The organism is Musicola paradisiaca NCPPB 2511 (assembly GCF_000400505.1).
Classification (GTDB): Bacteria; Pseudomonadota; Gammaproteobacteria; order Enterobacterales; family Enterobacteriaceae; genus Musicola; species Musicola paradisiaca.
Map to the genome: position 1 here is coordinate 2,430,195 of NZ_CM001857.1, position 20,578 is coordinate 2,450,772.

Annotated in this window: 16 protein-coding genes and 1 pseudogene; 8 read left to right on the plus strand and 9 right to left on the minus strand. The window is 54.1% G+C overall.

All coding sequences use genetic code 11. The features are described from left to right. Window positions 1-97 precede the first annotated feature (97 nt). From DPA2511_RS10625 to DPA2511_RS10655, 7 genes and pseudogenes are all read right to left on the minus strand, one after another. Window positions 98-319, minus strand: a complete 222-nt coding sequence (locus DPA2511_RS10625; protein ID WP_015853767.1) for a FeoC-like transcriptional regulator — start codon at window positions 317-319, stop codon at window positions 98-100. Window positions 320-340: 21 nt separating this feature from the next. Beyond that, window positions 341-2,665 carry a Fe(2+) transporter permease subunit FeoB gene (gene feoB, locus DPA2511_RS10630; RefSeq protein ID WP_015853768.1) on the minus strand — a complete coding sequence of 775 codons (2,325 nt, stop codon included), beginning with the start codon at window positions 2,663-2,665 and terminating at the stop codon, window positions 341-343. Between the two features lie 24 nt (window positions 2,666-2,689). After that, a complete protein-coding gene (locus DPA2511_RS10635) occupies window positions 2,690-2,917 on the minus strand; it encodes a FeoA family protein (protein WP_015853769.1) in 228 nt (75 codons plus the stop codon). 11 nt (window positions 2,918-2,928) lie between these two features. After that, entirely contained in the window at window positions 2,929-3,177 is a 249-nt protein-coding gene (locus DPA2511_RS10640) for a FeoA family protein (protein WP_015853770.1), read from the minus strand. A 294-nt stretch (window positions 3,178-3,471) separates the two neighbouring features. Further along, a pseudogene (gene prc, locus DPA2511_RS21555) lies at window positions 3,472-5,495 on the minus strand (carboxy terminal-processing peptidase). 19 nt (window positions 5,496-5,514) lie between these two features. Continuing rightward, the gene (proQ, locus tag DPA2511_RS10650; protein ID WP_023638310.1) at window positions 5,515-6,252 is read right to left on the minus strand and encodes an RNA chaperone ProQ; all 738 of its coding nucleotides are present in this window, start codon (window positions 6,250-6,252) and stop codon (window positions 5,515-5,517) included. Between the two features lie 84 nt (window positions 6,253-6,336). After that, window positions 6,337-6,843: a GAF domain-containing protein gene (locus tag DPA2511_RS10655; RefSeq protein WP_023638311.1), complete on the minus strand. Its 507-nt coding sequence runs from the start codon at window positions 6,841-6,843 to the stop codon at window positions 6,337-6,339. Window positions 6,844-7,097: 254 nt separating this feature from the next. Between DPA2511_RS10655 and yebS the strand changes: the two genes are divergently transcribed. The 4 genes from yebS to DPA2511_RS10675 all read left to right on the plus strand — a co-directional run bounded on the left by yebS (window position 7,098) and on the right by DPA2511_RS10675 (window position 12,969). Then, window positions 7,098-8,381, plus strand: coding sequence for a membrane integrity lipid transport subunit YebS (yebS, locus tag DPA2511_RS10660; RefSeq protein WP_015853773.1), 1,284 nt, complete (start codon window positions 7,098-7,100; stop codon window positions 8,379-8,381). Then, entirely contained in the window at window positions 8,350-10,980 is a 2,631-nt protein-coding gene (locus tag DPA2511_RS10665) for a PqiB family protein (RefSeq protein ID WP_015853774.1), read from the plus strand. The genes yebS and DPA2511_RS10665 overlap by 32 nt, the downstream gene beginning before the upstream one ends. A gap of 111 nt (window positions 10,981-11,091) precedes the next feature. Next, window positions 11,092-12,537, plus strand: a complete 1,446-nt coding sequence (gene rsmF / locus DPA2511_RS10670) for a 16S rRNA (cytosine(1407)-C(5))-methyltransferase RsmF (RefSeq protein WP_015853775.1) — start codon at window positions 11,092-11,094, stop codon at window positions 12,535-12,537. Between the two features lie 231 nt (window positions 12,538-12,768). After that, window positions 12,769-12,969, plus strand: coding sequence for a YdfD/YebW family protein (locus DPA2511_RS10675; RefSeq protein ID WP_015853776.1), 201 nt, complete (start codon window positions 12,769-12,771; stop codon window positions 12,967-12,969). A gap of 233 nt (window positions 12,970-13,202) precedes the next feature. On the opposite strand, the gene DPA2511_RS10680 is transcribed toward DPA2511_RS10675, so the two are convergent. Both DPA2511_RS10680 and DPA2511_RS10690 read right to left on the minus strand, forming a co-directional pair. Further along, window positions 13,203-15,209 (minus strand): methyl-accepting chemotaxis protein, encoded by a 2,007-nt coding sequence (locus DPA2511_RS10680; protein ID WP_015853777.1) that lies wholly within the window; start codon window positions 15,207-15,209, stop codon window positions 13,203-13,205. Between the two features lie 716 nt (window positions 15,210-15,925). Then, window positions 15,926-16,789: a phage repressor protein CI gene (locus DPA2511_RS10690; RefSeq protein ID WP_015853778.1), complete on the minus strand. Its 864-nt coding sequence runs from the start codon at window positions 16,787-16,789 to the stop codon at window positions 15,926-15,928. 462 nt (window positions 16,790-17,251) lie between these two features. Here DPA2511_RS10690 and DPA2511_RS10695 point away from each other — a divergent pair, with 462 nt between their 5' ends. From DPA2511_RS10695 to DPA2511_RS10710, 4 genes are all read left to right on the plus strand, one after another. Then, window positions 17,252-17,761, plus strand: a complete 510-nt coding sequence (locus DPA2511_RS10695; RefSeq protein WP_015853779.1) for a hypothetical protein — start codon at window positions 17,252-17,254, stop codon at window positions 17,759-17,761. Between the two features lie 88 nt (window positions 17,762-17,849). Then, a complete protein-coding gene (locus DPA2511_RS24255) occupies window positions 17,850-18,038 on the plus strand; it encodes a DUF2732 family protein (protein WP_226376659.1) in 189 nt (62 codons plus the stop codon). An 11-nt stretch (window positions 18,039-18,049) separates the two neighbouring features. After that, window positions 18,050-18,244, plus strand: coding sequence for a TraR/DksA C4-type zinc finger protein (locus DPA2511_RS10705; RefSeq protein ID WP_318842330.1), 195 nt, complete (start codon window positions 18,050-18,052; stop codon window positions 18,242-18,244). 100 nt (window positions 18,245-18,344) lie between these two features. Continuing rightward, entirely contained in the window at window positions 18,345-20,564 is a 2,220-nt protein-coding gene (locus DPA2511_RS10710; protein WP_026595176.1) for a replication endonuclease, read from the plus strand. Window positions 20,565-20,578: the final 14 nt, after the last annotated feature.

Genomic DNA, 20,578 nt, shown 5'->3' on the forward strand with positions numbered 1-20,578 from the left:
GCAAGGGAGATGACTCTCCGGGGATATCCCTTGCGTTTCCCGATAACATCAAGGCCACTGAACGGCATGCTCGTCGCGGAACGTGTTTAAGACAGAATTACAACCACTCGTAGAACTGCCCCAGACTTTTATCACACGAACAACAACTGCCGCATTGCGAACCGATTTTTTCCTGGTGACAGCGGATTTTGCCCTTTTGTACCCACACATCCAGCATCCCTTCAATCACGCCCGGTTCAGCGTGAAAAGCGACGCTGATATCACGCAGCGACACTTTCTTACGCTCGCGCACAAAATCCCGCAATTCCATCAGTGTCATGATCGACTCCCCACCAAACGGTTATTTCGCATCGTTGACCAGCATCTGCTGACGCAGTAGGCCATGACGCCGCAGCAACAACACCGTCACGCCCCACATCACCGCCACGCCAGTAATGGCGCCCAGCGAGTACATGGGGTGTTGACCGAATGTGCCGACCTGATAAACCAACGTCGCCGCGCCATACCCGACCTGGATCGTCCAGACCGCACAGAACAACGTCCAGGCAGTGCCAACCTCGCGCCAGATGGCCGATACCGCCGCAACGCACGGTATATACAGCAGTACCATCAACAGATAACTGAACGCCCCCAACTGGCCGTCAAACATGTGTTCAATCATGGTCAGCGACGTAACGGTAAATTTGTTGTCTTTCGCGACGGCTTCCGTATCAGACAGATCGCCGACGTTGAGGCCCAGCGGGTTGAGTACGGCCTCGCTTAATTTGCCAAGGTTTTCAGGAATGGTGGCCAAAGCCCCCGTTACGCCATCGGTCAGGCTGAACGTTTTTTCCTCACGCTTGGCCCCGCCGTCCTGACTGGACGCCATTGCGCCATACAGTGAATCCAGGGTTCCCACTACCGCTTCTTTGGCGAAAATGCCGGTGAACACGCCGACAGCGGCAGGCCAGTTATCTTCCCGCACGCCCATGGGTTTAAAAATCGGCACGATCGACTGACCGATGGCCGACAACACTGACTTCTGTGTGTTCTGGTTGCCGAAGGAACCGTCGGTTCCCATCGAATTCAGGAACCCCAGCACCGTGACGACCACGACAATCAACCGCCCCGCGCGCAGAATAAACCCCTTCAACCGATCCCAGGTACGGATCAGCACACTCTGCAGACTGGGCAAATGGTAGGGCGGAATCTCCATCACAAACGCCGACACATCCCCTTTCAATGCCGTGTTTTTCAGCAGGAAGCCGGTGACGATCGCCGCCAGAATCCCGATCAGATACAAGGCAAACACCAGATTCTGGCCACCGTCCACAAACAACGCGGTAGCGAACAGCACGTAGACCGGCAACCGGGCGCCACACGACATGAACGGCGCCATCATCACGGTAACGACGCGGTCGTTATGTTTTTCCATGGTACGTGTCGCCATCACGGCCGGCACATTGCAACCAAAACCGACGATCAATGGGACGAATGCTTTGCCCGGCAAGCCGATGCTGCGCATAAACCTATCCATCACAAACGCCGCCCGCGCCATGTACCCAGAGTCTTCCAGCCAGGACAAAAACAGATACAAACACCCGATAACCGGGATAAAGGTGGAAACGGTCTGGATCCCGCCGCCGACACCATCCGCCAGTAGCGTTTTCAGCCATTCTGGCGTATTGATGGCCAGCAATAATTCACCCAGCCCATCGACAAACAGCGTACCGAAGAGCTTGTCAAAAAAATCAATGAACGCGCTCCCCACGTTGATGGTGAAAACAAACATCAAATACATCACCAGCAAAAAGATAGGGATCCCCAAAAAACGGTGTAGAACAATGCGGTCGATTTTATCTGTTAGTGTGGCCGACGCTTCCCCGCGCCGAACGATCACTTCGCGCGCGATGCTCCCCACGAACTGGTAGCGCCCGTCCGCCAGGAAAATATCCAGTTCGTCGTCATAATCAGCGACCAGCCGCCGAACCTGTTCATCCGCAAACTGCAACGCAGCCGGCGGTGCGGCAGGTCGAACCGATGCATCCCCCTCCAGCAGTTGCACGGCCAGCCAGTACGGATTACTGATGCCCGGTGTTTGCGCCAGTTGCGCGGCAATCGCCAGCGCGGCCTCGTGTAAAGGAGGGTCATAAGGCACTTCGGCCGTCGGCTTGCTGGGTTGGGCCACCGCGTCCTGACACTGCTGTTTTAATGCATCAATTCCTTTTTTCTGGCTTGCCGTAATCGGAATAACCGGGCACCCTAGTCGCTGTTGCAGACCGTCGATATCGATTTCCAGTTTACGCGCCGCCGCGATATCCATCATATTCACCGCGACCACCATCGGCACTTTCATGTCCAACAGCTGAGAGGTCAGGTACAGATTACGTTCCAGATTGGAGGCATCGACGATATTCAGTACCAGATTGGCTTCGCCGGACAGAATATAGTCACGAGCGACCCGTTCGTCTTCCGAACTTTCTGATGATGGGTTGAGTGAATAAACGCCCGGCAAATCCACCAGCATAACCTGCTGTTGTTGATAACGATAAGTGCCGACCTTTTTTTCTACCGTCACGCCAGGCCAGTTGCCGACGGTCTGTTTACCGCCGGTCAACACGTTGAATAGCGTAGTTTTTCCACAGTTTGGGTTGCCAACCACGCAAATAACCGGTTGTGTAGCCATAGAAGATCCTTACCTGCGCAGGAGTTAAAATTTTTCCAGAATCAGGATTTGTGCTTCGCCCTTACGCACGCTTATCGCGGCGCCGCGCAGGCGCAATTCAATGGGGTCGCCTAACGGCGCTACTCGGGATACGGTGAATTCGACGCCCGGTGTCACCCCTAGCGCCAATAGCCGTTTGCGGTAATCCGCCTCACCTTTTTGAAAGCCGACTACACGCCAGCGCGAACCTACGGTCAATGTTTCCAGTGTCATGGCTATCGTCCTTATGCATTGTGCTGCTGCGAGGAAACCCAGACTTTCTGACCGATATCGCGATTAATCGCCACACGGCAATCCCCGGAAGCCAACATCAACGGCTGATTGGCATCACGCTGGATCACTCGTACCGTCCCGCCGATGCGGATCCCCAATTCCGTTAACCGCTGTTGATGTTCCCCTGTCAGGCGAATGCGCGCGACGACAGCATTTACGTTGAGCGGCAGCTCAAGCAGAGTTTGAAGACTTAGGGCCATACAGAGTTCCTTCACCAATGATTTGGTACATCATCGCTTCCAAATGCAAATCAGCAGTGCGAGTGCATAGGAAAAAATAATTAATAACTATTCTCAATAATATTCCTGATTGCGACTCATCTTTTGACGTACATCAAGACAGGAAGGAATAACGAATGGCGCGGGTGCGTTTGGTGTGAGAAGCGGCAATGACGCCTTACCGACACGCAGAAAAAGCGGCTCAACAGCTTGCGACAAGGGAGGATATGGCGACAAAAAAAGCCCCGGTACTGACCGGGGCCTGATGGCAATGAATTACTGCTGCTTCGACGGTATGTGAGACAAATCTTCGGCGATCTGTACCGTCTCATTAAGATAAGCGTCCGGATCCTGATAATCCTTCGGTACATCATCCAACGACTTGTACGCCGGTTTACCCTGTCGCTTCATCCGATCATTGATCCGCTGTAGACGCATCGCTTCTTCTTCGCTGTTCTCCTTCTGGCGCTGCGCCAAATTGAGAGATACGTGATTGCGTTTGTCTTTCAGCTCCTTATACCGCGTCACATCCTGCTCGATATACTGGAACTCCGGATCTTTAGCGATGCGCGCATTATGTTGATCGATCAATCCGGGCAGCACCGGTTTGATATCCCCCATCGGGGTATAAGTCGCCGCTTTGATGCTATCCCACGGCAATGCGTTATCTTCAAATTTCTCGCCGGTGTCTACGGCCTGATTGCCGGTCGGCATCAGGATATCCGGCGTGACGCCCTTGCGCTGGGTGCTGCCGCCATTAATGCGATAGAACTTCTGGATGGTGTACTGCACCGAGCCCAATGCCGGCCATTCCGGTCGTAGCATCTGATCGTAGATGCGATTCAGCGAGCGGTATTGCTGAACCGTTCCTTTGCCGAAGGTGGGCTCGCCGACAATCAATGCACGTCCGTAATCCTGCATCGCTGCGGCAAAAATTTCCGATGCCGAGGCGCTAAAGCGATCCACCAGCACCACCAACGGCCCTTTGTAATACACGGTATCGTCGGTGTCGCTGTCTTCACGCACTTTGCCATTGTTATCACGCACTTGCACCACTGGACCGCTGGAGATAAACAGGCCCGACAAGCTGACAGCCTCCGTCAGCGCGCCACCGCCGTTACCACGCAAGTCGATAATAATGCTGCTGACATGCTCTTTTTCCAGCTTCTGCAACTGCACCTTCACGTCATCGGTCAGGCCGACATAAAAACCGGGGATATCCAGCACGCCGACTTTATCCTTACCGGCCTCTTTGATCGTCATTTTAACCGCACGGTCTTCAAGACGAATACGCTCGCGCGTAAGCGTGATCACCTGCGTCTTGGTGCCCTTTCCAGCCGGCAGGATCTCCAGCCGCACCTTGCTCCCCTTCGGCCCCTTGATCAAAGCCACCACATCATCCAGACGCCAACCGATAACATCCGTCATCGGTTTGCCGGCCTGACCGACGCCGACGATGCGATCGCCCACGGTGATACGTTTACTTTTCGCTGCCGGCCCGCCCGGCACCATGGAATTGATGACCGTGTAGTCATCATCCATCTGCAACACGGCGCCAATCCCTTCCAGCGACAGGCTCATTTCAGTATTGAACTGTTCGGTGTTGCGCGGAGAGAGATAACTGGTGTGGGGGTCGATTTCACGGGCGAAGGCATTCATCACCAGTTGGAACACATCTTCGCTATTGCTCTGCACCAGACGGCGAACCGCGAATTGATAACGCTTGGTCAGCGTTTCCTTGATTTCCTGATCCGGCTTACCGGTCAGCCGCAGACTAAGCCAATCGAATTTAACCTTGGCATCCCATAGCGCATTCAGTTCATCGGCGTTCTTCGGCCAGGGCGCTTTGTCACGGTTAAGATCGATGTAATCGTTGCCGTTGAGATTGACCGGTTTTTCCAGCAACGACAGCGCGTACTGGTAACGTTCAAAGCGGCGTTTCTGCGCCAGGTTATACATGGCGTAGGGCAAATCCAGTTTGCCATTTTTTAAATCTTCGCCCAGCTCGCTCTTGCGGCCGGCGAATTGTTCAATATCGGACGCCATCAACACATTGTGGCTGTAATCCAGCATATTGAGGTAGCGATCAAAGATCTTGCCGGAAAAACTCTTTATCCAGCATGAACTGACGATAGTGCGACCTCAAAAAAGCGTGCCGTCACTCGCTCACTCACCGTGGCATGCTGCGCTTCAGGCTGCAATTGGGGGATCTGATCGGCGCGAGTGATATTTTCGCTGGCGCTGGCAACACCGGAAAGCAGAAGCCAGGTCAGCATCGTTACTTTTACAAATTTGTTCATGCCCAGGTTGGCCTCCGTATCAGAACTGCAAATGTTCTGCGCGCACAATCATCGCCAGACCGGAAGCCAGTTGAACCCGAACTCCATCTTTAACGATTTCAAGCACAGTGGCATCCATGGCGTTTTTGCCGGCTCTGACTTTGATTTCCTGACCGATATGCAGGCTGGAAATATCCGTAACGCTACGACGTGGCGCCTGCTGAGCCTCGTTAGCCGCTTTAGGCTGACGGGGTTGCGCTTTGGCTGGTGATGAAGAACTTGTCGGCACGGGACGGGAAGAGGGCTGGCGAGGTTTGCCGGCAGCGGAGCCTGCGGCGTTGCGTTCGCGGCGCGGCGCATTCCTGTCGGCAACCCGACGTTTGCGCGGTTGCTCGTCGCTTTCCCCGGCTTCACGTCTCTTCGCCTGCTGTTCGGCCCGCTGTGCCTGCACGCGCGCTTTCGCTTCATCCAATTGCTTGCGGGCATGATCAACATGCTGTTGCTCAAGCTCGCCGCACGGATTGCCATCAAGATCGACACGTTGGACGCCCAGCTTAATGCCGTACAGATAACGCCAGCTTGAGGTATAGAGCCGCAATGCGGAACGAAGCTGTGTTTTACTGACGTTTTCAGTATCCGGCACGCGCGCGACCAGATCCTGAAAAATCCCAATTTTTAACGGACGCGCTTCGCCTTCGGTCGTGAAGCAAAGCGGGAAACGCTCAGCCAGAAAGGCGATAACTTCTTTACTACTGCTCAACTTAGGTTGATTTTCCATGAAATTTCCTGATTACAACGGGTTTGCCAACCAGCGCAGGCATGAACAGGCGTCATTATAATGACGCCATCGGCAATTGCCACGTTATCCTTGTCGCAACGTGAGAGAATTGATGAACACCATGATATCGGTCTGCGCCAATTGGTTGCACAGAACCGCCACTGCGGCTTTCAAACCATCCTCATCTTCATTATCAAACCGGTGGAAATGGGTACTGTCGATATCCAGTACGCCAATCAACCGATCATTGATCATCAGCGGCAATACGATCTCGGCGTTACTGGCGGCATCGCAGGCGATATGGCCGGGGAAAGCATGGACATCGTCCACCCGCAGCACCCGATTCTCCGTAACCGCCCGCCCGCACACGCCCTTGCCCGCAGGAATTCGCACGCAGGCCACCTTTCCCTGGAATGGCCCCAGGAATAACGTATCGCCGTCCAGCAGATAGAAACCTGCCCAGTTGACGCCCTCCAACCGTTCGAACAGCAAAGCGCTGCTATTGGATAACACCGTGAGAAAGCGATTCTCGCCCGCAATCAGCGAGGAAAGGTCGCGCACCAGATCGTCATAAAATTCTTGTTTTGTCATCATCCGGATATTGTCTAAACAGTTCAGCTACCGACACCCTGGCTACACATTAAATAACTAGCCCGCCGAGGATGCTACTCGATTTCCGCTACGGCACAAATGCCCATTTATGCAGAAAAATGCAACGCGCGGTGGTCGATGCAAGCCGCCCGCGCGTAAGGTCTGAATCGGATGGTACGAAACGCAATTTTGTGTCATCCATCATCCAGTTACACTATGATAATACCTGTCCTGTCTACCTGCCTGCAGGAAATATGAAAATTTATCACCTCTCGTCATCTACCGCACCGGAGAACAACGTGACTACGGCGTCATCGCCTGCGCCCGGCATACGCCGACAGCGTTGCCCGCAGTGCGATCTGTTGTTTGCGCTTCCCCGCCTGAAACGCAATCAGCACGCGCACTGCCCCCGTTGCCAGGCGCATATCGATTCAGGACGAGACTGGTCCATCTCCCGGCTGGCCGCCATGGGCGCGGCGATGCTGGTGCTGATGCCCTTTGCCTACACCGAGCCGTTGCTCAACATCCAACTGCTGGGGGTTTCCATCAATGCCAGCCTGCTGGAAGGCATCTGGCAGATGACGCGGCAAGGCCACCCTTTCACCGCCAGCATGGTGATGTTCTGCACCATCGGCGCCCCCTTTACGTTGGTGTGCGCCCTGCTTTATCTGTTTTTCGCCCCCCGAATCGGCATGAATCTGCGACCGGTGCTGTTGCTGTTCGAACGACTGAAAGCCTGGATCATGCTGGACGTGTATCTGGTGGGGCTGGCGGTGGCGGCCATCAAAGTACGCGAATTCTCCGATGTCCAACCGGGCTACGGGTTGGCCGCCTTTCTGGCGCTGATGTTACTCAGCCTGCTGACGCTGATTCATCTCAATCCGCAACAACTATGGCGCCGCTTTTACCCACAGCCACAAGCCGGTTCGTCGGAGACGGCGTCGATCGTTTGCCTCTCCTGCTTGTTTACCGGAACGCCGGACAGCCGAGGACGCTGCCATCGCTGCCACGTCCCGCTGACCGCCCGGCGCTCTCACAGCCTGCAAAAATCCTGGGCGGCGCTGATCGCTTCGATCATTCTGCTGTTCCCGGCCAACCTGCTGCCCATATCCATTATTTATGTCAACGGCAGCCGCAAGGAAGACACCATTTTCTCAGGCATCATATCGCTGGCGAACGGTAACGTTCCGGTCGCCATGGTGGTTTTTATCGCCAGTATTCTGGTGCCGTTCACCAAAGTATTGGTCACTGCGACCCTGCTATTGAGTATTCATTTCAACGTCAGCCACAGTTTGATGACCAGAATGCGGTTATTGCGGGCCATTGCCTGGGTCGGTCGCTGGTCGATGCTCGACTTGTTCGTGATCGCCCTGACCATGTCGCTGGTTAACCGCGATCAATTGTTGGCTTTTACTATGGGGCCCGCCGCCTTCTATTTTGGGGCGGCGGTATTTTTGACGATATTGTCGGTCGACTGGCTGGATAGCCGACTGTTGTGGGACAACAATGCAAGACCAAACGACGAAGACACCAACTGAGGCGCGCATTAAAACCAAACGCCGTATTTCGCCTTTCTGGCTACTACCGTTGGTAGCGCTGATGATTGCCGGCTGGCTGTTCTACACCAATCAACAGGAGCGCGGCGCTACCATCACCATCGATTTTTTTTCCGCAGACGGCATCGTCCCCGGCCGAACCCAGGTGCGTTATCAAGGCGTAGAAATCGGTACCGTGCGGGATATCAGGCTAAGCAAGGATCTGCGCACCATCAGCGTAGTGGCCAACGTGCGCAGCGATATGAAAGAGGCGTTGCGCAGCGGCACTCAATTCTGGCTGGTGACGCCTAAAGCCTCACTTGCCGGCGTTTCCGGCCTTGATGCGCTGGTCGGCGGGAACTACATCGGCATGATGCCCGGCAGCGGTACGCCCGAAACCCACTTCACTGCGCTGGATAACCAGCCCAAGTATCGGGTCAACACCGGTGAATTGCTGATTCACCTTCATGCCGACGATCTGGGCTCGCTGAATATCGGCTCACTGGTGTATTTCCGTAAAATGCCGGTGGGAAAAGTCTACGACTATAGCATCAGTCAGGATCGCGGCGGCGTTACAGTGGATGTCCTGATCGAACGCCGTTTTACCGGGCTGGTGAAGACCAACAGTCGCTTTTGGAACGTCTCCGGCTTGAAGGCCGATGTCAGCCTGAGTGGCGCGACCGTCGACATGCAGAATCTCTCCGCGATGGTCAACGGCGCGATTGCCTTCGACTCCCCCGAACAGGATAACGCCGCCGCGCCGGATCAGAATTATTCGCTGTATCCCGATCTGGCCAGCAGCCAGCGCGGTGTCGCGATCACCCTTGACCTGCCTTCCGGCGATAAGCTCAAAGCCGGCCGCACGCCGTTGTTATACCAGGGGTTGGAGGTCGGCACGCTGCGACGGTTATCGCTGAGCGACGATCACCACGTCACCGGTGAATTAATTATCGCCCCGTCGATCGTTCCGCTGATGCGTGCGGACACCCGGATTACGCTTAACGAGCCCAGTCTGTCGCTGAGCAATCCCAATCTCCCCGCACTGCTGAGCGGCGCCACGCTGTCGCTGGTGCCCGGCGAGGGCGAACCCCGCCAACGCTTTACCGTACTGAACAGCGCTCAGCAGCTGCAACAACAACCCGGCGCGCTGACCATCACCCTCACGGCAGACCAAAGCTACGGCGTCGACAGCGGGCAGCCGGTGATACTGCACGGCGTGCAGGTTGGCCGTGTCATCCAGCGAACGCTGAACAACGACGGCGTAACCTTCACCGCAGTGATCGACGGCCGTTATCGTCAACTGCTGCATCAGGACAGCAAATTTATCGCCAGCAGCCGGATCGGCATAAAACTGGGGTTGGACGGCGTGCAAGTATCCGGCGCCAGTGCCGATGAATGGCTCACCGGCGGCATTGACGTCCTCGCCGGCAATCGCGGCGACGCGCAGTCTCACTATCCGCTGTATGGCGATCGCGCCCGCGCCGAGGCCGGCATTCAGGGAAACGGGCTGCCGACGACCCTGACGCTGCAGGCGGACAATCTGCCGGATATTCAGGAAGGCTCCGCCGTGCTGTACCGCAAATTCCAGGTGGGTGAAATCACCCGTATTCGACCTCGCCCAGAGAGCTTCGACGTAGAGGTCTATATCCGGCCGGAATACCGCAAACTATTGACAGAAAACAGCGTGTTCTGGGCAGAAGGCGGCGCTCGCGTCCAGTTGAACGGCGCGGGGCTGACAGTGCAAGCATCGCCGCTCAGTCGGGCATTGAAAGGCGCCATCAGCTTCGACAATGTTGACGGCGTCGACGCCATCCAGGGCGGCAAACGCCCGCTTTACGCTAGTGAAACCGCCGCCAGGGCGATCGGCAGCCGCATTACGCTAAGAACCTACGACGCCAGCAAATTGTCCACCGGCATGCCTATCCGTTATCTGGGTATCGATATCGGCCAGATAGAGTCGTTAAAACTGGCGCCCCAGCGCGACGAAGTCCAGATTCAGGCGGTGCTTTACCCGGAATATGTACATAATTTCGCCCGTGCCAACACGCGGTTTTCGGTGGTCACGCCGGAAATTTCCGCCGCCGGCGTTAACCATCTGGAAACCCTGATTCAGCCGTATATCAACGTCGAACCGGGTGGCGGCGCGACCACCCGCAGCTTTGAATTACAAAAAGCCACCATTTCCGATTCCCGCTATCAGGACGGTGTAAATATCAGCGTGGATACCGCGGAAGCCGGCTCCCTGCAAATCGGTACGCCGGTGCTGTTCCGCGGTATTGAGGTCGGTACAGTCACCGGGTTGAACCTGGGGCCATTGTCCGATCGGGTATCGGTTGCGTTGCGCATCAGCAAGCGCCACGCCCATCTGGTGCGGGACAATTCAGTGTTCTGGCTGGCTTCCGGTTATAACCTGCAATTCGGCCTGACCGGCGGGGTCATCAAAAGCGGCACGTTCCAGCAATTTATCCGCGGCGGTATTGCCTTCGCCACGCCGACGGCAACCCCGCTGGCGCCTCAGGCGCAGCCCGGACGGCACTTTTTGCTGCAAAATGAAGAACCCAAAACATGGCGTGACTGGGGCACCGCGTTGCCCGACCGCTGATCAGTATGGGCGCCCGTCTCCCGGCCGTGGAGCGGGCGCCGTCCGTTTCGATGGCGCCGCTTTGTGGTACTATCTCGCTCCTTTGAACGCTTGCAGCAAACGGTATCGCCAGTGACTAAACACATTCCCGCCGCTCTCCCCGTCGAATTTCTTGCCGCCATGCAGCACATCATGCCGGCGCATTTATCCATGGATGCGTTTGTTGCTGCCTGCCAACGCCCGCTGCGGCGCAGTATCCGTGTTAATACGCTGAAGATCGGCGTCGCAGATTTCCTCGCGCTGGTCGAGCCCTATGGTTGGCGGTTAGCGCCCATCCCTTGGTGCGACGAAGGTTTCTGGTTGCTCAATGCCGACGAAGCCGTGCTGCGTCTGGGCAATGCGCTGGAACATCTCGGCGGGCTGTTTTATATCCAGGAAGCCAGTTCCATGTTGCCGGTCAATGCCTTGTTCCACGGCGGTATCACGCCAGAACGGGTACTGGACATGGCGGCGGCGCCCGGTTCAAAAACCACGCAGTTGGCGGCGCGAATGCGCAATCAGGGCGGCATTGTCGCCAACGAATATTCGTCAAGCCGGGTCAAGGTATTGCACGCCAATCTGCACCGTTGCGGTGTCAGCAATACGGCGCTGACGCATTTTGACGGCCGCATCTTCGGCGAGGTGCTACCGGAACATTTCGATGCGGTGCTGCTTGATGCCCCCTGTTCCGGCGAAGGCGTTGTGCGCAAAGATCCGGCCGCCATGAGCCACTGGTCGCCGGAAAGCATTGTCGATATCGCCGCGACGCAGCGGGAGTTGATTCTCAGCGCCTTTCACGCGCTCAAACCGGGCGGCGTACTGATTTACTCGACCTGTACGCTGAATCATCAGGAAAATCAGGATGTTTGCCGCTGGCTGCTGACCCAGTTTCCCCATGCCTGCGAAATCGAACCGCTTGATAACCTGTTTCCCGAAGCCCACCATGCCGCCACCGCCGAAGGTTTTTTGCATGTTTTTCCGCAAATCTACGACAGTGAAGGTTTTTTCATTGCCCGTCTGCGTAAAACCGCCAGCGTTTCAGGGCTGCCGGAATCCGGCTATAAGGCCGGGAAGTTCCCTTTTTCCCCCATCAACGCCAAAGAGGCGCGCCAGCTCATCCAGACGGCCCATCATTTGGGGCTTGTCTGGTCGGAAGACGAGCTGCAGCTTTGGCAGCGTGATGACGAAATCTGGCTGTTCCCGGCACAGTTGCACCCACTGTTTGGCCGAATCCGCTTCTCACGGCCAGGCATTCGGCTGGCAGAACGCTTCGCCAAAGGCTATCGCTGGCAACACGAGTCCGTTGTCGCGCTTGGCGACATATCAAGCGCCAACGCATTTATGCTGGATGATGATAATGCGCGCGCTTGGTTTCAGGGCAAAGATCTCTACCCGGATGCGCTACCGCCCCATGACGATATTCTGCTGGTCTGGCGGCAAACGCCACTTGGCCTGACCAAGCGCGTCGGCTCACGGCTGAAAAACACATTGCCGCGCGATCTGGTGCGCGATGGCGCCAGCGCCGTCGGGCTGCGCTAACACCTCAGACAAAATCAGGCGCCGGCATGCCACGCCGCCGGTTCGCCTGTCTGTGTTCGATGCTTGAAAATTCCCCTTCAATACCCACGGGACGAACGCCTGTCGGGAACCCCGCCTTCGCAAGCTTTCGCGTCCTCTCATGTTTACCGGTACGACATGACGCCCGCTTCCCGTTTTTTCATCTACACTTCCACTTATGGGCAAGGCATGGCCTAACCGGTTGAGGGACGTATGTTTGCACTGGTGATCTTTGTCTGCTATCTCGGCGGTGGTTGTGAAAATCTGGTCGCTGGCGCCTATGACTCGGAAGCACAGTGTCTCAGCGCTATGGACGAGCAACGCATACGTAACGGCGGTTGTTTTCCCATCGAAGACTTTACCCACGACCTTTGGCAACCCGCCCGTGAACACAGCGACTTATGGCGCCGCTGAAGCGCCGGGTGGCGACGAGTTATCCCTCTGATATAAAAACATTTTCACTCATGTTGTTCTCAATCTTATTCCTGCATAAATGTACGCAAGTACCGACGTAAGTTTCCGCTCACCGACCATGCCGCAATCCTGACCTCCCCAAAAGACAACGCCTGTATCGATCGCGATGGCATAAAAAAGGACAACATCATGGCTGCAGGATGTTGCCCAAATAGAGGGAGAACATGTTGTTATTAGAATTTCACCCATTCATCCTCGGAGGAATGTCGACGTGTTTCGCCTTGATTTTTCACCGTTTTATTGTGTTCGGCTCGATGAGATTGACGCTGCGGTTTACCCGCCGGTAATCGCGGCATGTCGCCGGTATTACGCGGTTTATGAAGGTTGCTGTGAGCCGAAATAGGCGCATCACCCAAATAGAACGCTGAAATACTCTGTTCCAGACGTTGCGCCTGTTCTTCCAACTGATTGGCTGCGGTGGACGACTCCTCCACCAGCGCGGCATTCTGCTGCGTCGTGCTGTCAAGCTCCGTCACCGCCTGGGCAATTTGGCTGATGCCGCGACTCTGTTCATCGGATGCCGAGGCGATTTCCCCCATGATGTCATGTACATGGGTCACGGAGCGTACAATTTCCTGCATGGTGCGTCCGGCATCGTCCACCAACACCGAACCGGTATTCACCCGCTCGACAGACTCGTTGATCAACGTTTCTATCTCTTTGGCTGCTTGCGAACTGCGCTGCGCCAGATTTCGCACTTCGCTGGCGACGACGGCGAACCCCCGCCCTTGTTCCCCGGCTCTGGCCGCTTCTACCGCGGCGTTAAGCGCCAGAATATTGGTCTGAAACGCAATGCTGTTAATCACTGACGTGATTTCAGAAATACGTTTGGAGCTGTTCGAAATACCTTCCATCGTCTGTACAACGTTAGAGACAATCTCTCCGCCTTTGACCGCGTTCTGCGACGCCTCCGCCGCCAACTGCGAGGCATGATGCGCATTTTCCGAGTTCTGCCGCACCGTTGACGTCAATTGCTCCATACTGGCCGCCGTTTCCACCACCGCTGCCGACTGCTCTTCGGTTCGAGATGACAGGTCGCTATTTCCGGCCGCAATTTCCGCCGACGCACTAGCTACTTTGTCGATACCGTCACGAATGTCATGAATAATCTGCCGCAGTTTGCCATTCATCGTTGCAATGGCGGTAATCAGCATACCCAGTTCATCTCTACGCGATGTGGCGATCGCACTGGTGAGATCGCCACCCGCAATACGTTCCGCCACCCCCAACCCTTGTTTTAGCGGCGTAGTAATCTGAATGGTAATCCGCCAGGTCATGATCATGCCGAGAATAATGACCACCACGCCAGTCACCAGCATCTGCCATCTGGCTGACTGGATATCCTGTGTGGATTTATCCAATTGGGAAGCGAACAGTACGGATACATCCGTATTCAATTTTTCCGCAGCGGTAGTCATATTTTTACTGGCGTCCGCCTCTACCTGGAACGACGCCAGATAGGCTGGTGCAGTATTGCGATATTGCAAGAAATAAGCCCAAGCGTTGTCCAACCACACTTGCTGTTCTGGGTTCAACATGCCACGGCCGGCCATAACCTCCTTTTCCGCCGTATCAATAAATTTAAGCACTTGATTTAACGTGTCATCCGACGGAGCAAGAAGCAGATCATGAGCAAAATCCCGAATATCGGCCATTGCGTCCATCATTCGATATAGTCGTACCTGAATCTCCGCACTTATATTGGGCGCCTGCATCCATTTCCCTTTGAGTTCATCTAATACAACTTCACTCTCATCCTGCCCAATAGACTTTCCAGAATTATCACGATTTTTGCTGGCGGTAATAAATACAGCTCTCGTATCTTGATAGTTTTTAAGATCAGTACCGATATCTTTCACATTCAGCAAAATATCTTTATCCCAATTTAATCCCACCATCTGCTCATAGACAGACGTCATTTTTTTAATCAGCTCACCATTTTTTTCGATATAGCTATAATCATGGGTAAACTGAAATTGTAGTCGTAACATTCTTGCCTGTGCTAACGTGGAATACATTTCATTACTCACCGCGGCTTTATTATTACGTTCTCCAACATTACCAAACCCAATCATGCCAGCAATCAGTACCATCAATGCGAGCAAAAGAACCGATCCAAACCCTAAAGAAAGTTTAGTGCCAACGTTCAGATTGTCGTATTTTTCACCCAGAATACTCATAGCATCACCCATTGAGATAAACTGCAGCCACGATGCTTTTCAAGATTGTCCAAGCATCCACCATCAATTCCGACATTGTAAAAACCACAAATAAAAATATGATTTATTTCCGATGTAATGACTCGCTGATGTTCAGACATGCAACAACAGGCCGCCGCATCGTTAACGTCGTATTAAGAGAAGTCCATCAGTAAAAAAAGATCATGACAAATATCACAGTTCACTACTCACATGAGTAAAGCACATCAATAAAAAACGCCCTTGCGTGCCGCCCCATACAACTCATGTCAGATATTTAAAGTAATAACAATCAATATCAGCATCAGCGTATTTTTATGATAAATAGCCATCATGATAATCATCACGCAGGGAATAACAATTCCAACATTCTTCATATAAAGAATAAGCATTTCACAATAAAATAGTGGTGAGGAATAAACACAGTTTTTCAGATAAATGCTGAATCCATGAAAAAATCAATAGCTAAGAAATAATTTAGATATTGATTATCATCTTTTGAATGGCATGTTGTAGCGCGTCCGGCGAAAGAGCCCGACGCGCCACAAGCACAAAGCGGTGCGGATCAAAGCCCGCCGTTCACCAGGCAACGCCGGCTACCTTTGTGACGAACTGCAAACCGCCCGAGAAACGGGCTCGCAAAAAAACGGTGTCCCCATCGGAGCCGCCAGAGTTCCCGATATGACACGCTGCATCAATCAATAACTTGGCGTTATCGTCAACACAACTAATCCTAATGGGGCCACCTCCTCCACACCGCATTGAAATGGCGATGCGCTGCCTATCACATGAATTTTGCGCCCCGGCAACAGCGATACATCATAAATGTCGCTTTTCCCATCAATGTCCAGCAACCAGCGACCATTGCCGATGCTGGTCACTCCGGCATCCACCAGCCAGGAAGCGCTTCCGCCTTCCACCAATAACGGCTCCTGTAACCCTTTGGGCAAAAACAGCGGATCCGCTTTCCATCTCCCGACATTTTCGAGCTTCCCAGCTTTCAACGTCATGTGTGGGATCGACAATACGCTGTCGCCCCCATCATCGACCACCGGCGCTTCATCCCCAAACGGTTTACCCTGCCCGGTAGCCAGCCATTCCAGAGAAACACCGGTATCCAGCGCACACGTCACCACCACGTCGCCGGGGAAAAAATCCCGTCGAATCCAGGTACTGATCGTCCCCGGCGCGATGCCCAATAGATCCCCCAATTCCTTTTGCGTGCTAAAACCATATGCATCGAGCATACGGCGCAGGACAGCTTTTCCTCCAGACGCCAGAACTTGCTCATACAGCGTTTTTCCCTTGCGCGATGTTTTTTCTGCACCAATATTCGATTTTGCGAATTCACCTGTTACCAACCAGCCTGCATCCACTCCAGTATCCAGTGCACATCGCAGAATGATATTACCGGGAACATTACCTCGCTGAACCCAGTTACTGATTGTATTTGTTGGTATTTCAGTAACATCACTGAGCTCTTTTTGTGTTTTCACTCCGTAGCTCGACAGTATGCGTTCCAGTACGGAGGCCGCAGAGACGGCACTGCTATTCGTATTCAAAAACACCTCACGAGTATTTACATATACACGTTACGTGTCTTATAGTGTCTACATACCACATGTCACACCATAGAACACTCTGTCCGAGGGAGATATTGCTTTATGTTGCGTGAGATTTCAATTGGATCCCCATCTTCTGGGGAAAATCCTAGCCTCTATCTGGTGCATAGCACACCGCCAGAACCCGCTCTACATGCTATTGAAAAAGTGTTACCCGATATGGCGGGAGTAGACGCTTTACTCACGTCTTCAACACGACGATCGCCGCGACCACTCCCTAAGCACATTCAACAGAACTCAGGTTGCAAATTTAAATGCCATCGAATAGCTGACTCCGCCGACGGTTTTTCCAATCCACGGAGGAATCAAAAGCGCAATATCCATTTTGCAACCGAACACTAATAATTCGAAAATTTTAAGTAATCGTGTTGTCGACCCATTTCCGCCACCCAGGGATCCTTCATGAAAACGCATTATGCCTTTACCGCTGATCACCTGCGTAACTTACCGCCGAATTTGCGAACCGTGATTGGAAAATATTTTGCCGATTCACGCTGGTTGCAGACCTGCTCTTTCTACAATCGGATGTCAGAACGCTATCGTCGCACGATCTGTTTTCACGCAGCGCTACGAGGCAATCTCTGCGTCTATCAGCTACAAGAGATGGATGAAGTCGCCCGGGAAAGGATCGTCAATGCGCTGAGCGAACTGCAACGCGCCTTTTCAAAACCGCGCTTTCGACCATCGGAACAATGTCCCGGGAAGAACCTCGGCATGTTATCCATCAGCGAACGGCGAACACTTTATTTTCACGCCGGCCTGACAAGCCGGGAGTTTGACCAGCCGCTAAGGCGGATTGAAGAACCAGACTGTGTATGGCGACAGGCGCTGTATAACGCCACGGGTGAATTGCACGAACTGTTCGCCGATGCGCCTGAGATCCTTACCAGCATTAAACCTGAGACCTATTAACCCACACCTCCTGGCACCGCCAATACTGCTCATTGGCCAGGATTTTTATTGCCTGAAAAAAGGAAATCGTATGAAAAACAGACGAAGCATGCGCCATCGGTTCCCTCCGGAAGCACCTTTCCGAGCCTCAAACACGCCGTCCCCGCAGAATATACGACAGCGCTTAACGCAATTAGCCGACCATGCTCAGGAACAGCAACTTTCTGCCACTGAAATGATCGAACTGCTGCGTCAGGAAGCCGAGAATATTCAGCGTCAATCATGGGAGACATGCTGATGGCCGATAGCATGGATCTCTCACAGGAACAGCAGGATATCCTACTGGCAGCGCAAATCGCACAAGCCCGCCGCCCCAGCACGACACCCTCGGCTTACCGCTGTGAAGAATGTGACGACCTGATCCCTGAAGCGCGTCGCAGAGCCCTTCCCGGTGTGACCTGCTGCGTCGCTTGTCAGACATGGCGCGAAAACAGACGGCGTTAAGGTATGCCTTATTCTCGTGATATCTCGCCGGGACTGAAACCATGACAGCCGGTCATTTCCCTCTCTGCCGAGGGTGCAACGCCCAATCCGGTGATATGGCATGACAGCATCAGAGCCACGCGCTCCCATGGGACTCTACCGGCATATAACCAGCGACGACTGGTGTTATGACTGGAACGTGCCCCGTCAGGCTATCGGCGCGCAGTTATGTCAACTGCCTACGGATATGATGCGGCAAGGGCAAGCCGTACTGTTTCAGTTAAACAGCCTGCCCCGTTGCTTGTCCGCCCGTTTCCGGCAACGTTTTGAGTACCTGAAACGACAGCATGGCCTGCAGCGTGCCTTCCGTTATTTACTGAATATCGTTCACGACCGTCTGTGGCCACGCATTCACGCCGTCCAGCGACAGTATTGCCTGGATACGACGGCGTCCTGCCGTCTGTTAAGTGAATCGGAGCATTATCACCAATTGCCGGATATGTCCGATAACCGACTGAGGCGGTTCGCCGCCCGTATCGCCGCGTTATTCAATGACGCCTATAACACGCTCAGTGAACATTTCCTGCAGCGCTATCCTGAAGCAGCGAACCAACAGCAGTTCAGTAACGACGTGCAACAAACGTTTTATGGCGAGTTATCCCACATGGCTCTCTCACTGCACATCACGCCGGTAAACTGGTCACATTACCAACGGAGCACCCTCACGTTGCCGCAGGCATTTGCCGGGCTTATCCGGCTGGTCACGCCCCGATGGTGGGAACGCCAACTGCGAATACAACGCAACCGCTGGCGTGAAGCGCTGTTCATTGCCTGCGGCGAGGTTAATCGGGCGACGACCCCCTACATTAGCCGACAATCGCTATTAGATATTCGCGCCCGTCGTCTGGCGACCATGGATTATCTGAAGCGCTGTGAGCTGGAAAACATTCAAAACGGCGAACGAACCGACCTGCTCGATAAGGTAATGTCCAGCGTCGCTAACCCAGATATTCGGCGTATGGAACTGATGACGATCATCGCCGGTATAGAACGTTATGCCGCCACGCATAACCATATCGGCATGTTTATTACACTGACCGCGCCAGGCAAATACCATCCGACCCGTACCCGACCTGGCGGTCATCAGGTGGTTATGAACCGACAGTGGCTGCCCGAGTCTCCCTCCCCCAAAGCAACCCAGCGTTATCTGGTCAACCTATGGGGAAAGATCCGGACGGCGTTGAAAGACCGACGGCTCCCTCTCTATGGATTGCGTGTCGTGGAACCCCACCACGACGGCACCCCGCACTGGCATATGATGCTTTATTGCGATCCCGCACAGCGAGCCGTCATCGTCGATATTCTGCGCCGTTACATTCTGCGTGATGAAGAAAACCTCACCGCCCGCCAAGCCGACGCCCGTTTTAACTGTCGCCATCTGAATAAAGGCGGTGCTGCGGCCTATATCGCCAAATATGTGGCCAAAAACATTGATGGTTATGCACTGGATAATGAAACCGACCATGAGACGGGCAAGCCGCTCAAAGATGTCGCTGCGGCCGTATCCGCCTGGGCATCGCTCTGGCGTATCCCTCAATTTCACTTCATCGGCCTGCCGACTTTGGGCGCTTATCGAGAATGCCGCCGAATCCGCGCCCGTTCGTTAAGCAACCCGTTGGATGAACAGGCCGAAACGGTAAGAATCGCGGCGGACGCCGGCGATTTTGCGGCATACATCCATGCCCAGGGCGGCGCCAATACCCCGCGTCAACAACAGGCAGTGCGCGTTGCCAGAGTCAATAGTCACCGCCTGAATGCCTATGATGAAACGATTACCCGAACCGTCGGCATTTTTTCATCCCATCGCGGCAGCCAGCATATTGTCGTCACCCGACCGGATGAGTGGCGTATCGTGCCTAAACAACCTCGACACGATGCTGAAGGCGATACGCGCACGCCTTGGAGTTCTGTCAATAACTGTGGGCGTCGAACATTCGGCAACCTATCAGGCGGTGTGCCGGATGCCACACAACGTGAAAGCGCAGACGAAAACAAGGAAGGCGGAATACAGTCTTTTACGTTTTCCCAGCCTGACAAGAAGCCGCTGGATAAAAAACCACCTGACGTATCCGTTTTTCATGATATACCGCGAGCGCCATCGGCAAGATTGAGCTACCACCAACGCAACCATTTGGCATCACTGGCGCCACAGATGCAACAGCGCGGCATACATAGTTCCCGCTGGGAACGGGAAGCGCTGGCACGAGGAGCCAACGTAATTATTGATAGCCAACTCCTTGATGAATTTAAGAATAAGTCGATATCTGCTTTTGATGAATAGCGCATCATTCCATC